This window comes from Streptosporangium sp. NBC_01469 (genome assembly GCF_036227305.1).
GTDB lineage: Bacteria > Actinomycetota > Actinomycetes > Streptosporangiales > Streptosporangiaceae > Streptosporangium.
On record NZ_CP109465.1, the window covers coordinates 379,466 to 393,884 of the forward strand.

The 14,419-nt window shown below is 71.3% G+C and carries 14 protein-coding genes; all 14 read right to left on the reverse strand.

Translation table 11 applies throughout. The annotated features are described in order from the left end of the window. Positions 1-33 precede the first annotated feature (33 nt). Complete coding sequence (locus OG587_RS01695; protein WP_329086155.1) at positions 34-882, reverse strand: carbohydrate ABC transporter permease; 849 nt, start codon at positions 880-882, stop codon at positions 34-36. Continuing rightward, a complete protein-coding gene (locus OG587_RS01700; RefSeq protein WP_329086156.1) occupies positions 879-1,820 on the reverse strand; it encodes a carbohydrate ABC transporter permease in 942 nt (313 codons plus the stop codon). The genes OG587_RS01695 and OG587_RS01700 overlap by 4 nt, the downstream gene beginning before the upstream one ends. A 35-nt stretch (positions 1,821-1,855) precedes the next feature. Further along, on the reverse strand, positions 1,856-3,166 hold the full coding sequence (locus OG587_RS01705) for an extracellular solute-binding protein (protein ID WP_329086157.1): 1,311 nt from the start codon (positions 3,164-3,166) through the stop codon (positions 1,856-1,858). A 96-nt stretch (positions 3,167-3,262) separates the two neighbouring features. Beyond that, positions 3,263-4,762 carry a xylulokinase gene (locus tag OG587_RS01710; RefSeq protein WP_329086159.1) on the reverse strand — a complete coding sequence of 500 codons (1,500 nt, stop codon included), beginning with the start codon at positions 4,760-4,762 and terminating at the stop codon, positions 3,263-3,265. Positions 4,763-4,865: 103 nt separating this feature from the next. Next, positions 4,866-5,963 (reverse strand): zinc-dependent alcohol dehydrogenase, encoded by a 1,098-nt coding sequence (locus OG587_RS01715; protein WP_329086161.1) that lies wholly within the window; start codon positions 5,961-5,963, stop codon positions 4,866-4,868. Positions 5,964-6,169: 206 nt separating this feature from the next. Continuing rightward, the gene (locus OG587_RS01720; RefSeq protein ID WP_329086163.1) at positions 6,170-7,000 is read right to left on the reverse strand and encodes a class I fructose-bisphosphate aldolase; all 831 of its coding nucleotides are present in this window, start codon (positions 6,998-7,000) and stop codon (positions 6,170-6,172) included. A 297-nt stretch (positions 7,001-7,297) separates the two neighbouring features. After that, entirely contained in the window at positions 7,298-8,314 is a 1,017-nt protein-coding gene (locus tag OG587_RS01725) for a zinc-binding dehydrogenase (protein WP_329086165.1), read from the reverse strand. Positions 8,315-8,464: 150 nt separating this feature from the next. Then, positions 8,465-9,430, reverse strand: a complete 966-nt coding sequence (locus OG587_RS01730; RefSeq protein ID WP_329086166.1) for an acetylxylan esterase — start codon at positions 9,428-9,430, stop codon at positions 8,465-8,467. Positions 9,431-9,473: 43 nt separating this feature from the next. Then, a complete protein-coding gene (locus tag OG587_RS01735; RefSeq protein ID WP_329086167.1) occupies positions 9,474-10,409 on the reverse strand; it encodes an amidohydrolase family protein in 936 nt (311 codons plus the stop codon). A 10-nt stretch (positions 10,410-10,419) separates the two neighbouring features. After that, complete coding sequence (locus OG587_RS01740) at positions 10,420-11,085, reverse strand: type 1 glutamine amidotransferase domain-containing protein (RefSeq protein ID WP_329086169.1); 666 nt, start codon at positions 11,083-11,085, stop codon at positions 10,420-10,422. Positions 11,086-11,119: 34 nt separating this feature from the next. Then, the gene (locus OG587_RS01745) at positions 11,120-12,160 is read right to left on the reverse strand and encodes a phosphotriesterase family protein (RefSeq protein ID WP_329086170.1); all 1,041 of its coding nucleotides are present in this window, start codon (positions 12,158-12,160) and stop codon (positions 11,120-11,122) included. A gap of 363 nt (positions 12,161-12,523) precedes the next feature. Beyond that, positions 12,524-12,964 (reverse strand): DJ-1/PfpI family protein, encoded by a 441-nt coding sequence (locus OG587_RS01750; RefSeq protein WP_329086172.1) that lies wholly within the window; start codon positions 12,962-12,964, stop codon positions 12,524-12,526. Positions 12,965-12,999: 35 nt separating this feature from the next. Continuing rightward, entirely contained in the window at positions 13,000-13,473 is a 474-nt protein-coding gene (locus OG587_RS01755) for a GlcG/HbpS family heme-binding protein (protein WP_329086174.1), read from the reverse strand. 25 nt (positions 13,474-13,498) lie between these two features. Next, the gene (locus OG587_RS01760; protein ID WP_329086176.1) at positions 13,499-14,248 is read right to left on the reverse strand and encodes an SDR family NAD(P)-dependent oxidoreductase; all 750 of its coding nucleotides are present in this window, start codon (positions 14,246-14,248) and stop codon (positions 13,499-13,501) included. Positions 14,249-14,419 lie beyond the last annotated feature (171 nt).

The window sequence follows — 14,419 nt, forward strand, 5'->3', positions numbered from 1 at the left end:
GGAGTACGAGGAGGGGCCCGGCGCGGGAGGGTCCTAGCCCTTCACGGCGCCCGCGACCATGCCCTGCATCAGGCGCTTCTGGACCAGCAGGAAGAAGATCACCACCGGGATCGTGAAGATCACGCTCGCGGCCATCACCCCGCCCCAGTCCGAGTAGTAGCTGGAGAAGTACTGCTGCAGCGCGACCGGCAGGGTCTCCCGCGAGGACTGCTGCATGTAGGTGGCCGAGAACATCAGCTCGTTCCACGAGGTGATGAACCCGTAGATGGAGCTGGCCGCCAGCCCCGGCCAGACCAGCGGGAAGACGACCAGCCGGACGGCCTGCATCCGGGTCGCCCCGTCCACCATCGCCGACTCCTCGATCTCCACCGGGATGTCGAGGTAGAAGCTGCGCAGCATGTACGTCGCCAGCCCGACGGTGAGCGCCAGGTGCGAGATGACCAGGCCCTGGTAGGTGCCCAGCAGGTCGGTGTTGCGCAGCACCACGAACAGCGGGATGACCAGGACCGTCTGCGGCAGCATCTGGATCGACAGGATCACGATGAGCAGGTGCCTGCGCAGCGGGATCTTGAACCGGGCCAGCGCGTAACCGGCGAGGAGCGCGATCAGGCCGGTGATGACCGTGGTAGCCCCCGCCACGATCAGCGAGTTGAGGAACTGCCGGGGCACCGCGCCCTGGAACAGGGCCGTGTAGCGGTCCAGGATCGGATCCGTCGGCAGGAACTGCGGGGTCCTGGTGAAGATGTCCGGATCCGGCTTGAGGGAGGTGACCACCATCCAGAAGAAGGGGAAGAGGCTCACCACCACGATTCCGGCCATCGCCACGTAGAGGAGGACCCTGGCCGGGTGCCGCCGGGTGTCGTCGTGCGCCACCGCGCTCACTTGTCCTCCTTCGTCAGCCTGACGTAGATCGCGGTGATACCGGCCAGCAGCACGAACGTGACGACCGCCATCGCCGCGGCGGTGCCCTGGTCGAGCACGGTGAACGCCTGCAGCCAGGTGAGCAGCGAGAGCACCTCGGTACTGTGACTGGGACCGCCCGGCGGGGTGGTCATCACCACGAAGTGGTCGAACGACTGGTACGCGAAGATCGTCGACATCACGCCGAGGATGGTCAGCAGCGGCTTCATCATCGGCAGCCGGACCCGCAGCAGGCTCTGTGTGAAGGTGGCCCCGTCGACCCTGGCGGCCTCCAGCACCTCGCCCCGGGTGGCACGCAGCCCGGCCAGCATCGAGATCGCGATGAACGGCACCGAGTGCCAGACCACCGCGATCGTGATCGCCACCAGCGAGGTGAACCCGCTGTTGAACCACGCGTACCCCTCGAACTGATCCAGCCCGATGCCGACCAGCAGCCAGTTCGCTATGCCGTACTGGTCGTTGAAGATCCACTTCCAGACGATGCCGGAGGCGACCCTGGGCATGGCCCAGGGCAGCAGCACGATCACCGTGACGACCCGCGCCATCCACGGCCCCGCGTCGAGCACCAGCGCGACCGCCAGGCTGACCAGCAGCGTGCCGCCCACGCAGACGATCGCGAAGATCGTGGTGCGCAGCAGCGCGGCGAGGAAGTACGGATCGGTGAACAGCTCGCCGTAGTTGGCCAGGCCGTTCCACGGGCCGGTGCGCAGGTACTCGCCCTCGTGGAAGGAGAGCCAGATCGTCCGGACGATCGGGTAGCCGACGACCCCGATCACGACCACCAGCAGCGGCGCGAGCAGCAGGCCGGGCAGCCCGTGCCGGTCGAAGCGGAACCGGGGGCGCCGACCGGCCGGGGGCGGTGTCCCCGGGGGTCCGCCCCGGGGGGCGGGCGCGTTCACACGCGCCCGCCTACCGAGTTTGGAAGCGGTGGACGTCATTGCTTGCCGATCGCCGCGTCGATCTGACCGGCCAGTTCCTGCATCGCCGCCTCGGGCGTCTTCTGGCCGTTCATGATCGCCTGCATGGCGTTCACGATCGCGCCGGTCCCCTCGACCTTGCCCCAGGTCGCCACCGGCGGGATCGAACGGGTGTGCGGCGCCTGCTCGGCGTACGCCTTGAGCAGCGGGGTGGAGAACGAGCCGGTCGTACGCTCACGCTCCAGCGCGTCCGTGGTGGCCGGCAGCAGGCCGATCTTCGTCGTGACGGAGACCAGGTTGTCGGTCTCCAGCATGAAGTCCACGAAGCTCTTCGCGGTCGCCTTGTTCTCGCAGCCCTTGAAGATGGCGAGGTTGCTGCCCCCGGCGAAGGTGTCGTTGTTGCCACCCGGACCGCTGGGCAGCGGCGCCGTGCCGAGCTGCTTCTCCATCTCGGGGTTCTGCGCCAGGATCGTCTTGAGGTCCCAGCTGCCGCCCACCATCATCGCGACCTGGCCCAGCGCGAACGCCTTGGCCGCGTCGGCGCCCTGCCAGGTGACCGACCCCTTCGGCGAGAGGTTGTGCTTGGTCAGCAGCTCCGCGTAGAAGGTGAACGCGGCGGTCGCCTCGGGCGAGGCCACCTGGGCCTTCCAGGCGCCGCCCTCCTGGGTGGCGATGTCACCGCCCCACTGCCAGACCATCGGCAGGTAGTACCAGGCGTTGCCGCCGATGATCCCGTAGCCGTTGACACCCGGGTTGGCCTTCTGCACCGTGGTCGCCGCCGTCAGCAGCTCGTCCCAGGTCTTCGGCGCGCCGAGCCCCTCCTTGTCGAGGAGGTCCTTGCGGTAGATGAGGGCCCGGACTCCGGTGTCGTAGGGCACCGCGTACGAGACGCCGTCGAGCACGGTCGAGTCGATCATGCTCTGCGTGTACTTGCCCTTCATGGACGTGGGATCCTGCGCGATCGGCTCCAGCGCCTGCAGTCCGGCGAACTCCGGGCTCCAGGTGTTGCCGATCAGGGCGACGCAGGGCACGGTCCCGCCCGCGATGCTGGTCAGGTAGGTCTGGTGGGCGTCGGCGCCGAGGAACCTCAGGTTGACCTTGGTACCGGCGTGGGCGGCCTCGTAGTCCTTGGCGAGCTGGACGATCGTCGGCTGCTGGGTGGTGCCGATGGGGTCGCCCATCCACACGTCTATCGCACCGGTCACCTCTCCGGCGGTCCCGCTCGCGGCCTCGGGGGTGTCATCCCCGCAGGCGGACACCGTCAGCAGTAACGCCACGGCGGTCGCGGTGGTGGTGACCTTGACTGCGCTTCTCCACGGTCGTTGCATTTTCACTCCTGGCATGGCTGTCTCGGTAGCGTTGTATGAGCGCCCCCGCGCGCTTGCTCCTGTTGTCGTCGCGCAGCACAGTCCGTGAGGGCCGGGCTACCGGTGACGCCCACGTCCGGGGACCGGCCGTGGAGGTTCGTGGGGTTCCCAGCGGTCGGCGTCGGCCGCGACGGCCAGCGCCTCGACCCGCAGGAACTCGTCGTAGAGCGGTTGGTAGTCCTTCACCAGGCCCGGTTCGGCGGGCACGGTCCTGACGGCCCGCACCCACCGGTCGCGGCGGTCCGCCAGGCCTGAACCGCCCTGGCCCTCCTGACCTTCCTGACCGCCGAGGTCGACGGCGGTGGCCGCGATGAGCGCGCCACCGAGCAGCCCCGCCTCGGTCGTCTCGGGTACGGTCAGGTCGCGGTCCAGCACCGCCGCGAGGACGCGCAGCCACAGATCGCTCCGCGCGCCTCCTCCGACGGCGACGAGCTCGGCCGGGTCGCGGCGTTCCAGCTCGACACCGGCGATCGCCCGCAGCCACATCGCGGTGCCCTCCAGCACCGCGCGGGCCAGGTCGGCGCGGCCGTGGGCCAGGGTGAGCCCGAGCACCGCGCCCCGCGCGGCGGGCCGTGGCCCGTCGCCGCGTTCTCCCATGAGGTGCGGCAGGAAGACCACGCCGCGCGCCCCTGGGGGGACCTCTCCGGCCGCCTCGGCGAGCGCACCGGCCCCACCTCCACCGCCGTCGTCGTCGGTGACGAGGCCGGCGAGCCAGTCCAGAGCGGAGCCGGTGGCCGTGGCGGCGGCGAAGCAGAGCGGCTCCGCCAGGCGCGCGGCGGCGGACGGTGACGCGAACCCGCCGATCGCCCCGGCAGTGCCGAGGTAGACGCAGGCCCTGCCCGGCAGGACGGCCGCCGAGCCGAGCAGCGTCGCCATCCAGTCGCCGGTACCGACCGCGACCGGCGTACCGGCGACCAGCCCGGTCAGGGCCGCGGCGGCCTCGGTCACCTCGCCCGCGATGTCGAGCGGCCCGCGGATCGGCGGGAGCCTGTCCACCGTGATCCCCGCGTGCGCGGCCGTCGCCGGAGACCAGGTGCCGGTGGCCGCGTCGACGAAACCGGTGCCACCCGCCTCGTAGGCGTCGGTGCCCACCGTCCCGGTCAGCCGCAGCCGCAGGAAGTCCTTGACCGGCAGGTACCAGCGCGTCCTGGCGGCGGCGCCCGGGTTGCCTGCCGTCCACCAGCGGATCCGCTCGACACACGAGCCGGACGCCGCCGCCGGTGGGGCGTCCGCCAGCGGTCGCTGGTCCGGCCAGAGCAGCGCCGGTCCGGTCACCGCGCCGTCGTCGCCGACCGGCACCAGGGTGTGCATGAAGCCGCAGAGCGCGACCGCCTCGATCCGGCCGGCCGGCACCGGCCCTTCGAGGACCTCTCCGACGCACTCGACCAGCGCCCGCCACCAGCCCTCCGGGTCGGCCTCGGCCGCCACGACCTCGGGGTGGGCGACCGCGGTACGGCGCCGGGCCTGCCGCAGCGGGCGTCCGGTGTCGTCGAAGACGGCGGCCTTCGTACCGCTGGAACCCTGGTCGACGGCGAGTACGTAACGGCGCTGGGACAACGGGATCACCTCCTTCGGTGGGCGAGGGCTTCGCGGGGATCTTCGGTGGGCGGGGCTCTGAGGGACCTTCGGTGGGCGAGGGCCTCGCGGGGCTGCGGGCGGGTCAGGGTTGGATGATGACCTTCATGGCGAGCGAGGCGTCCTTCTCGTCGGCGGCGACGAACGCCTCGCGTATCCGCTCCAGCGGGAACCGGTGGGTGATCAGCGGATCGGCCGCCACCGCGCCGGAGGCGACCAGCTCCAGCGCCGTGACGTACTCCGACCCGCCCCGGTGCGTGCCGTAGCTGTTCGACCAGTGCAGGGAGACCTCCTTGACGTACGCGAGGTGCGGGTCGAGCCGGGGCGGCGTGGCGAAGACGCCGAGCACGCAGACCTGCCCGCCGGGGGTGACCAGCTCCACGGCCTGCTGGAGCGTGACCTGCGGGATGGCGACCGCGTCGACCACCACGTCCGCGCCGCGCCCCTCGGTGAGGGCGGCGACGGCCTCGGCGGGGTCCTCGGACCCCACCAGCACCACCTCGTCGGCGGCACCGGCCCTGAGCGCGAGGTCGAGCGACTCCCGGCTGGTGCCGGTCAGCAGCACGCGTAGCCCGTGGGAGCGAGCCACCTGGCCCATGGTGAGCCCCATCGTCCCGGCCCCCAGGATCACCATGACCCCGCCCGGCGTCTCCGCCAGGGCGGTCTCCACCAGGTTGTAGGTGTGGACCCCGCAGGCGTAGCAGTCGAGGATCGCGCCCGCGCCGAGCGAGACGTGGCCGGGCAGCGGGTGGGCCCGCTCCGCCGGGCACAGGTCGTACTCGGCGAAGCCCTCGCTCGTCACGTGCCGGTCGCCGACGTACCCGCGCCTGCGGCACAGGTGGGCACGCCCGGCCAGGCACGGGGGGCACTCGCCACAGGCGATCAGGTGTCTGGGCTCGACGGCGACCCGCTGTCCCACGGCGAGCCCGGTGACCCCGGGACCGAGCGCGGCGACCTCGCCCGCCAGCTCGTGCCCGTCCCGGCCGGGGGCGTCGGCGCTGTGCTGCCACGGGCCCAGGCCGCGGAAGGCCAGCACGTCGCTGCCGCAGATCCCGGCGGCGCCGACCCGGACGAGGACCTCACCGGGTCCCGGCAGGGGGACCGGCACGGACTCGACCCGGATGTCCCGGCCGCCGTGGAAGACGGCGGCGCGCATCCGTTCGCCTGTGGGCTCGGTGGTCATCGGCTCCCCTTCGGTCGGGTCGGTCGGGCCTGAGGTCCGCTCAGTCGGTCACGTCAGGTCTCGTCAGGTCAGGTCGGTCGGGTCGGTCGGGTCGGTCGGGTCGGTCAGGTCGGTCGGGTTGGGTCGGGGCGGGTCCGTCGGGGCGTGGGCCGGTCGGCTGTGGGGGTGATCCGCCGGGTCGTGGATCGGCCGGGCGTGCGGGGTGTTCAGAGCGGGGCGTTGAGGTGCTTGGCGGCGGCCCGTACGCTGGCGCCGCCGTGGACGATCTCCACCAGCGCGGCGACCATCCGGTCCGGGCGCTCGGCCTCCACGATGTTGCGGCCGTAGACGACACCCCGGGCACCGGCCTCGACGGCGTCGGCGGCCATCTGCAGGGCGTGCACCGGAGTCGGCTTCATCGGGCCGCCCAGGGCCAGCAGCGGCACGAGGCAGCCGTCCACCACACCGCGGAACTCGTCGACGGTGCCGACGTACTGCGCCTTGACGAAGTCGGCGCCGGCCTCCGACGACAGGCGCGCGCCGTTGGCGACGTTGGTCACCGTGTGCGCCTCGACATCCTTGAACGACACCGGGATCGGCTCGGCCATCACCGGCATCCCGAAACGGTCCGCCTCCGCGCACAGCTCGCGCAGCTCGCCGAGCTTGGTGACCTGGGGGTTCCCGGGGAAGACCTTGAGTTCGAGGGCGTCGGCACCCCACCGCACGGCCTGCTGGACGCCGTAGCCGGCCGACGGGATCTCGCTGTCCAGCGCCAGGATCAGGCCGGTGCCGCCGAGCTCGTCAGAGGCCGCGCGGGCCAGTCCGATGGTGGCGAGGATCGCGTCGACCCCGCCGTCCACGATCCGCCGGACGGCCGCCCTGCCGTCCGCGAGACCGGGGGCGACCCCCTTGATCCCGGCGTCCATCGCGGCGATGACGGCCCTGCCGTCGCGGGCGAAGACGTGGTGCATCCGGCGGCGCGGCCAGGAGGCGGTGGAGGCGGTCGAGGTATCCGGCTGTCCGTTGGTCTGGAGGGATTCGGCGAACGACGTGGTCATGACTTCCTCAGGCGGTCGGAGGGACGAGCGGTGCGTCATGTCGAGGTGGTGCTTCACGGGCCCGGCGCCGAGGGCGGCGGGGGTGCTCCGCGCGGGGCCGGTAAGTGGTGTCGGTGGGGGGCGGGTACGAGGGGGTGGTGCGAGGTGTTCGTGGAGGTGCGGGTACGAGGGGACGGTGCGAGGTGTTCGTGGAGGTGCGGGTACGAGGGGACGGTGCGAGGTGTTCGTGGAGGTGTGCCACTAGGGGACGGTGCGCGGTGTTCGTGGAGGTGTGCCACTAGGGGACGGTGCGCGGTGTCAGTGCCCGGCGACGACGAGCGACTTGAGCCCCTTCTGTTGCCGGGTGGTCTCGAAGGCGTCGACCACCGAGTCCAGCGAGAAGCGGTGGCTGATCAGCGGGGCGACGTCGACCATGCCGAACCCCAGGAGGCGCAGGGCCGTGGCGAAGTCGTCCGGGATGAAGTCGTGGCTGCCGGTGATGGCGACCTGGTCGTAGTGGGGGACGTCCGGGTTCAGCTCGACGGTCCCCTTGGGGTGGGTGCCGGCGAAGAGGTTGACGGCACCGTTGCGGGCGACCAGCTCGAAGGCCGACGAGATGACAGCCGGGCTGCCGACGGTGACGATGACGACGTCGGCGCCGCGCCCCTCGGTGAGCGCGCGGACGGCCTGCCGGGTGTCCCCCGCCGAGGCGTCCACGACGTCGTGGGCACCGAGGGCGGTGGCGGTGGCGAGCCGGTCGGCCTTCATGTCGGCGACGATGACCCGGGCGCCGCGGGCGCGGGCCACCTGGGTGTGCAGCAGTCCGATCGGGCCCGCGCCGACCACCAGGACGTTGCGGGCCAGCGGTACGGCGAGCCCGCGGTGGGCGTTGACGACGCAGGCGAGGGGCTCGCAGAACGACGCCGCCTCCAGGCTCAGCCCGTCGGGCACGGTACGCAGCTGGCCGACCGGCATCACGGTCGCCTCGGCGAACCCGGCGATCGGGAACTTGACGAGGTTCTCGCAGAAGTTGGCCGCGCCCCGGGCGCACTCGTGGCACCGGCCGCACACCCCGCGCCAGTCCAGGACGACGCGGTCGCCGACGGAGAACCCGCCGGTCGGGCCGCCCCCGAGTTCGGTGATCACTCCGGCCACCTCGTGACCGGGGGTCCACGGGTCGCGCTTGGCCGTACCCGAGCCGGTGTAGCTGCGGATGTCGCTCGGGCAGACGCCGGAGGCGTGGATCTCGACGACCGCCTCACCGGATCCGGCGCGCGGGTCCGGCACGTCCTCGATACGCAGGTCGTCATGTCCGTAGAGCCGGGCTGACTTCACTCCGGCCTCCTTTCCCCAACCATCCAGGCTGTCCGCTTGTCTGGCAGGATTGAATCCTGGCTTCCGATGCCAGAGCCGAGCAAGACCCTGGATGTTGCTAATTTGTCACGACATAGCCCTCAAAGAGGCTTTTGTCATAGATCGAGCTGTTTAGCCGAATAAATCGTGCAAAACCCGGATCGTTCGGAGCTGGTCCTGGGGTCCGCCGCCCTCGTGGTTGTTGTACGGCCACACGGTGATGTCCTTCTCGCCCCCGTACACGTTGTAGGCGGCGAAGACCGTGGACGGCGGGCACACCCCGTCCATGAGCGCCACCGAGAACGAGCCCCGGCAGGTCGCCCTCGTCGCGAAGGACGTGCCGTCGAAGTAGGCCAGGGTGGCGAACGCCGTCTCGTGGCCGGTGCGGTGGATGGAGCACCAGCGGACGATCTCCGCGTACGGCTCCCTGTCGGTGATCGCGGTGGCCCGGCGGAACGCGCTGAGGAACGGCACGTGCGGGATCGCCCCCGCCACGTCGTCCCTCAGCCCGGCCGCGACCAGCGACAGCGCACCGCCCTGGCTGCGCCCGGTGACCGCGATCCGGCCGCCGTCCACGTCGGGATGAGCCGCCGCCGCGTCGACGGCCCGTACGGCGTCGACGAACAGTCGCCGGAAGTAGTAGTCGTGCGGATCGGTGATGCCGCGCGTCATGTAGCCGGGCACGGCGGGGCCACTCGCCGACGGGTCGGCCGTGTCACCCGCCCGCCAGCTGCTCCCCTGCCCCCTGGTGTCCATCACGAAGTGCCCGAACCCGGCCGAGGCGTAGGCGAGGGACTCCAGCGGGATGCCTCGCCCGCTGCCGTAGCCGAGGTACTCGACGACCGTCGGCAGCGGACCCGGCCGGGCCGCCGGGAGTATCAGCCACCCCTTGATCGGGTGGCCGCCGTAACCGGCGAACGTCACGTCGAAGGCGTCGACCGTGCGCAGCTCGCCGTCGTACCGGGTGAAGACGGGGTCGAGCGGGAAGTGCCCCGCCTCCTCCATCGTCAGCGCCCAGAACTCGTCGAAGTCGGCCGGCTCGGGGCCCGGATAGCGGTACGCCCGGAGCTGCTCCAGGGGGAGGTCGAACTGCGGCAACGTGTCACCTCGTCTCGGTTCTTGGAAGCGCCTGCTTGAAGATCTAGTTCGTGAGGGTGGGGAAGAGTCGCGCCGGGTTCTCCCTGGCCACGGTGTCCATCGGCCCGGCGCCGAGCACCTCCGCCGCCTCCGCGAGGCAGGCGCGCACCGTGCGCTCGTCGACGAACGGGAAGTCGGAGCCGATCAGCAGCCGCTCGGCGCCGACCAGCCGCTCCACCGAGCCCAGCGCGTACGGTGTGGTGGCGAGCGCGATGTCGTAGTGGAACGAGCGCATCGCCCCGTGGACGCCGCCGTCGCCGACCCGGGCCAGCTCGGGCAGCGGCTCGGCGATGGCGAGCCTCCCCGCCAGGTACGGCGCGGTGCCCCCGCAGTGCGAGAAGATCCAGGTGATCCCGGGGAACCGGTGGTGGACCCCGTTCAGCGTGAGGTTGACCAGCGCCCGCGTGCTGTCGAAGACGTACTCGATCAGGGACGGCCGCAGGTCGATCTCGGCGGCCGGGTAGTGGGCCGGCAGCGTCGGGTGGACGTGGACCACCGAGCCCCGCCGGTCGAGCTCCTCCAACACCGGGTCGAAGGCCGGGTCGCCCAGATAGCGGCCCGCGTAGTTGGTGAGCAGCCCGACCCCGACGAACGCCTCGCCCGCCGCCACCCGGTCCAGCTCGGCGAGGGCGTCCTCGACGGAGGGCAGCGGCAGCGCGACGAAGGCGCGGAACCGCCGGGGATGCGCGCCGACCGTGGCGGCCAGGTCGTCGTTGGTCTTCCGGCACAGCTCGCGGGCCAGGCCGGCGTCACCGAAGTAGAACCCCGGTGAGCCGACCGACAGGACCGCGAGATCGATGCCGAGCCGGTCCATCATCGCGAGCGAGTCCGCCGCCGACCAGCCGGGCAGCGGGATGCCGGGCTGCGCCCCGATCCCGAGCCCGGCCAGGCGGCTCATGTAGTCCGGGAAGATCGCGTGATGGTGGACGTCGATGCGCATCGTCGGCCGGTCAGGCGTCGAGGACCGCGTAGGCCCGGTAGTTGGCCGACGCCGGGCCCGCGGCCCGGTTCTTGAGCACCGCGCTCGCCGTGTAGGCGGGCGACGAGGCGGGCGGGTCCGCCGCCGCCGGCAGGGCGCCGCCCTTGGCCGGTTCCCGCCCGGCCAGCGCGTCCTTGATCGCCGCGCAGAACTGCGGCAGGTCGTTGGGGAGCCTGGAGGTGATCAGGTTGCCGTCGACGACCACCGGCTCGTCGGAGTAGCGCGCCCCGGCGTTGATCACGTCGTCCTTGATGGTCACGACGCAGGTCGCGGCGCGTCCCTTCACGATCCCCGCGGTGGCGAGCAGCCATCCCGCGTGGCAGATGGCCGCCACCAGCAGGCCCTTGGCGTCGGCCTCGCGGACCAGGTTGACCATGTCGGGGTTGCGGCGCAGATACTCCGGTGAGAAACCGCCGGGGATGATCAGCGCGTCGTACGCGTCGAGGTCGACGTCGGCCACCGTCAGGTCGGCCCTCGCGGGGTAGCCGAGCTTGCTGGCGTACACCTCCGAGACGGAGGGACCGACCACCCGCACGTCGGCGCCCTCCTCACGGAACCGCAGCACCGGGTACCAGAGCTCCAGCTCCTGGTACTGATTTTCCACTAGCACGATGATTCGCGCCTCGGTGAGCTGCACCGGACTTCCTCTCTTCCACTGCTTACTGCGCGGGTCAGACCTTGATCGACAGGATGCGGCGCGGGTTGTCGACGAGGATCGCCTGGATCTGCTCGTCGGTGACGCCCTTGCCCTTGAGCCGCGGGACGAAGTGGGTGAACAGGTAACCCAGGTCGACCCGCTCGTTGGCGAGCTGCGGGTCGGACTCGGTCACGTCGGAACGCGGGTTGTAGAACCAGCGGTCGAAGGAGAGCACGATCTGGCTGCCGAAACCGTCGTCGAGCAGGCTCACCAGCGCGGTGGCCATCAGCTCGTCGAGCTCCTCGGCGGTGTCCACCCGCCACGGGATGCCGATGTGGTCGATCTGCACGTTGGCGCCCCGGTTGAGGATCTCGCGCAACTGGACGTCGTTCGGCTCGACGAACGCGTGCCCGATGATCACCTTGGCGGGGTCGGCCCCCTCCTCCTCCAGGATGTCGAGCTGCTCGATCCCCGGGTTGGTGACCCGGTAGTCCATGGGGTCGGTGTGCGTGTTGACCGCGCAGCCGACGATCCTCGACGCCCGCCCCGCGGCCCGGATGACCCGGTCCTCGACCTCGTGGATGCGCCGCCCGTTGGGACCGACCGGGCTGGGCATCGGCGTGACGCTCTCCTGCCCGGTGGCGATCTTGATGGCCCCTGCCCTGTACGGCGTCTGCTGCCAGGCGAAGACCATTCCCTCGGTCAGGTCGCGGACGAAGAAGTCGGTCAGCTCCTCCACGGTCTGCCGCCGCCAGTAATAGGGAACGCCCATCCGCTCCGGGAAGAACCCGGTGATCGCGATGACGTTCAACCCGGTACGGCGGGCGACCTCGGCCATCAGCTCGGGGTGCCGCCCCACCTCCGGCGGGGTCATGTCGACCAGCGTGCCGTAACCGTGGTCGGCCATGCCCTTGCTGACCTGCCCGGCGATGAACGAGACGTTGGCGTCGTAGTCGAGCACCGTGCGGTGGTCGAGCTCGGCGCCGGGGTATCCGTAGAGCAGGTGCTCGTGGGTGAGGACGACACCGGACTTCTCCGGCGACACGTCGCCCAGTACGGTCCTGAAAACTTCCATGGGGGCTACTCCAACCTCGTACGACTACGGTCGCGCTCGCTTCGCGCCCGGGTGACGCGTGGGTGATCTCGGCGGACGTCCGGGCGATGTGGTGACGGTCGGCCGACCGGCGGCCGGCCGGTCGGTCGAGCGGGCTCGGTGATTCAGACGGACCGGCGATCAGGCGGGTCTGGGGTTCGGGCGGCTCTGTGGTTCGGGCGGCTCTGTGGTTCGGCCGAGTCTGTGGTTCGGCCGGATCGATGACGCGGGACCGCGGTTCAGGCGGGTCTGCGGCTCGGATCTGCGGTTCAGATGGATCGGTGACGCGAGTCTGCGGCTCGGATCTGCGGTTCAGGTGGATCGATGACGCGGGCGGGTGGGCGATCAGGCGGGCGCGGCGAGGGCGGCCCGCACCGCGCCGAAGAAGGTGGCGAGGTCGTCGGTGCCGGCGGCCCTGACGATCCGGTCGCTCGCCCCGGGCAGTGCCGTGCCGACGACCTCGGCCCCGTTTCCGACTGCGGCGACCAGCCCGCCGGCCGCGTGCACCGCGGACACCAGGGCGATCTGCTCGGCCGAGGCGGCGGGCCCCTCACCGGCGGCCACTCCCGGGACGACGATCAGCCCGACGCCGGCCGGGTCGACGTCCGAGGACGCGGTGTCCGGGACGACCGGGTAGCCGAGGATGCTCTCGCACCCCTCCGGCCCGGCGGCGACGATGTGAACGGTCGCGCCCTCCTCGCGGCCGCGCAGCACCGGATACCAGAAGTCGAGTTCCTGGTATCGGGGATAGGCGAGCACAACGACGTTCTGCTGGGCCAGTGACATGAACTCTCCCGAATGTTGTCTGGCTGCCTGGCAGGCTAGTTGGTGGGCTGAAGTGTGACAAGGCCTTCTATTTCGTCCAGTGGACCGAGGCCGGCACGCAGGCCGGCGACGGCGCACGCCAGGTCGACCGGCGGTGCGGCGCCACTCACCCCGATCCCGCCGACCAGCCGTCCTCCGGCACGTAACGGCAGGCCACCGGCGAGGATCACGATGCGACCGCCGAGCGCGGAGGTGAGTCCCCAGTCGGCGCCGCCCGGCCGGGTCACCTCGCCCCACGCGTCGGTCCTGGCGTCGAACGCCGCCGCGGTGAACGCCTTGTCGACGGCGAGCTGCAGGGCAGCCGGACCGGCTCCGTCCATCCGTACGGCCAGGAGCACCTGCCCGCCGCGGTCCACCACGGCGATGCCCATCGGCTTGCCCTGGCGCAGCGCCTCGCTCTCGGCACCGGCCGCGAGCCGGCGGACCAGCTCCAGCGACGGGGTGAGCTCGGTACGCAGGTCTTCGGTCATCGCGCTCTCCGAACGAGAAGGGGGATCAGGACGCGAGCAGGCCGCCGTCGACGACGACCGCCTGTCCGGTGAGGTAGCGGGAGCCGGGAGAGACCAGGAAGGCGATCACGTCGGCGACGTCTTCCGGGCGCCCCTGCGCGCCGAGCGGTATCCGGGCCCGCAGCGCGTCGAGGGCGCCTTCACGCCCCCCGACGCGCTGCCAGTACGGGTCGTTGAAAGGGGTGTCGATCCAGCCGGGGCAGACACAGGTGACGCAGGTCCCGTCCGGCCCCATCGCCACGGCGAGCGACCTGGTGAGCGCCACCAGGCCACCCTTGGAGGCGGCGTAGGCGAACGACCCTCCGCCGCCGCGGAACGCGGCCGTCGACCCGGTCAGCACTACCCGGCCGTGCGGCGAGGCGGCCAGAGCGGGCGCGGCGGCCTGCGCCACGAGGAAGGGGGCCCGCAGGTTGAGGGCCATCGTGCGGTCCCACTCGTCGACCGTGAAGTCGGGCAGCGCCGTCTCGACCAGCAGCCCGGCGCAGAACACGACGGCGTCGAGCCGGCCGTGCGCGTCGAGCGCCTCGGCGACCGCCTGGCCAGGACCGTCCGCGGTGGCCAGGTCGCAGTAGCCGGCCGTTCCCGAACCGGGATGGTGGGCCTGTGCCTGCACGACCTCCGCGGCGCCCGCCGGGTTGATGTCGGCCACGTGGACGTCGGCTCCCGTGGCGCGCAGCCGGGCCGCGGTGGCGGCACCGATGCCACTGGCGCCGCCGGCGATGAGGACGGATGTCACGTTTGTCCCTCCAACCTGTCTGACTGCCTGACATCATGACCCTAGATATCGGCGTATGACAAGGCATAACACCCATAAAACCCATATTTGACACCCATAACCCCTCGGGTCACAATCAACATGTCCGGCAGCCAGGCATCCTGATTCCCTGCCTGCATGACGTATCGGAGT

Excerpts from the sequence above, each read along its gene's own strand:
- OG587_RS01715 (WP_329086161.1), bottom strand. The coding sequence starts at position 5,963 with ATGACCACCGAGCCCACAGGCGAACGGATGCGCGCCGCCGTCTTCCAC.
- OG587_RS01750 (WP_329086172.1), bottom strand. The coding sequence starts at position 12,964 with ATGTCACTGGCCCAGCAGAACGTCGTTGTGCTCGCCTATCCCCGATAC.
- OG587_RS01755 (WP_329086174.1), bottom strand. The coding sequence starts at position 13,473 with ATGACCGAAGACCTGCGTACCGAGCTCACCCCGTCGCTGGAGCTGGTC.
- OG587_RS01735 (WP_329086167.1), bottom strand. The coding sequence starts at position 10,409 with ATGCGCATCGACGTCCACCATCACGCGATCTTCCCGGACTACATGAGC.
- OG587_RS01745 (WP_329086170.1), bottom strand. The coding sequence starts at position 12,160 with ATGGAAGTTTTCAGGACCGTACTGGGCGACGTGTCGCCGGAGAAGTCC.
- OG587_RS01705 (WP_329086157.1), bottom strand. The coding sequence starts at position 3,166 with ATGCAACGACCGTGGAGAAGCGCAGTCAAGGTCACCACCACCGCGACC.
- OG587_RS01720 (WP_329086163.1), bottom strand. The coding sequence starts at position 7,000 with ATGACCACGTCGTTCGCCGAATCCCTCCAGACCAACGGACAGCCGGAT.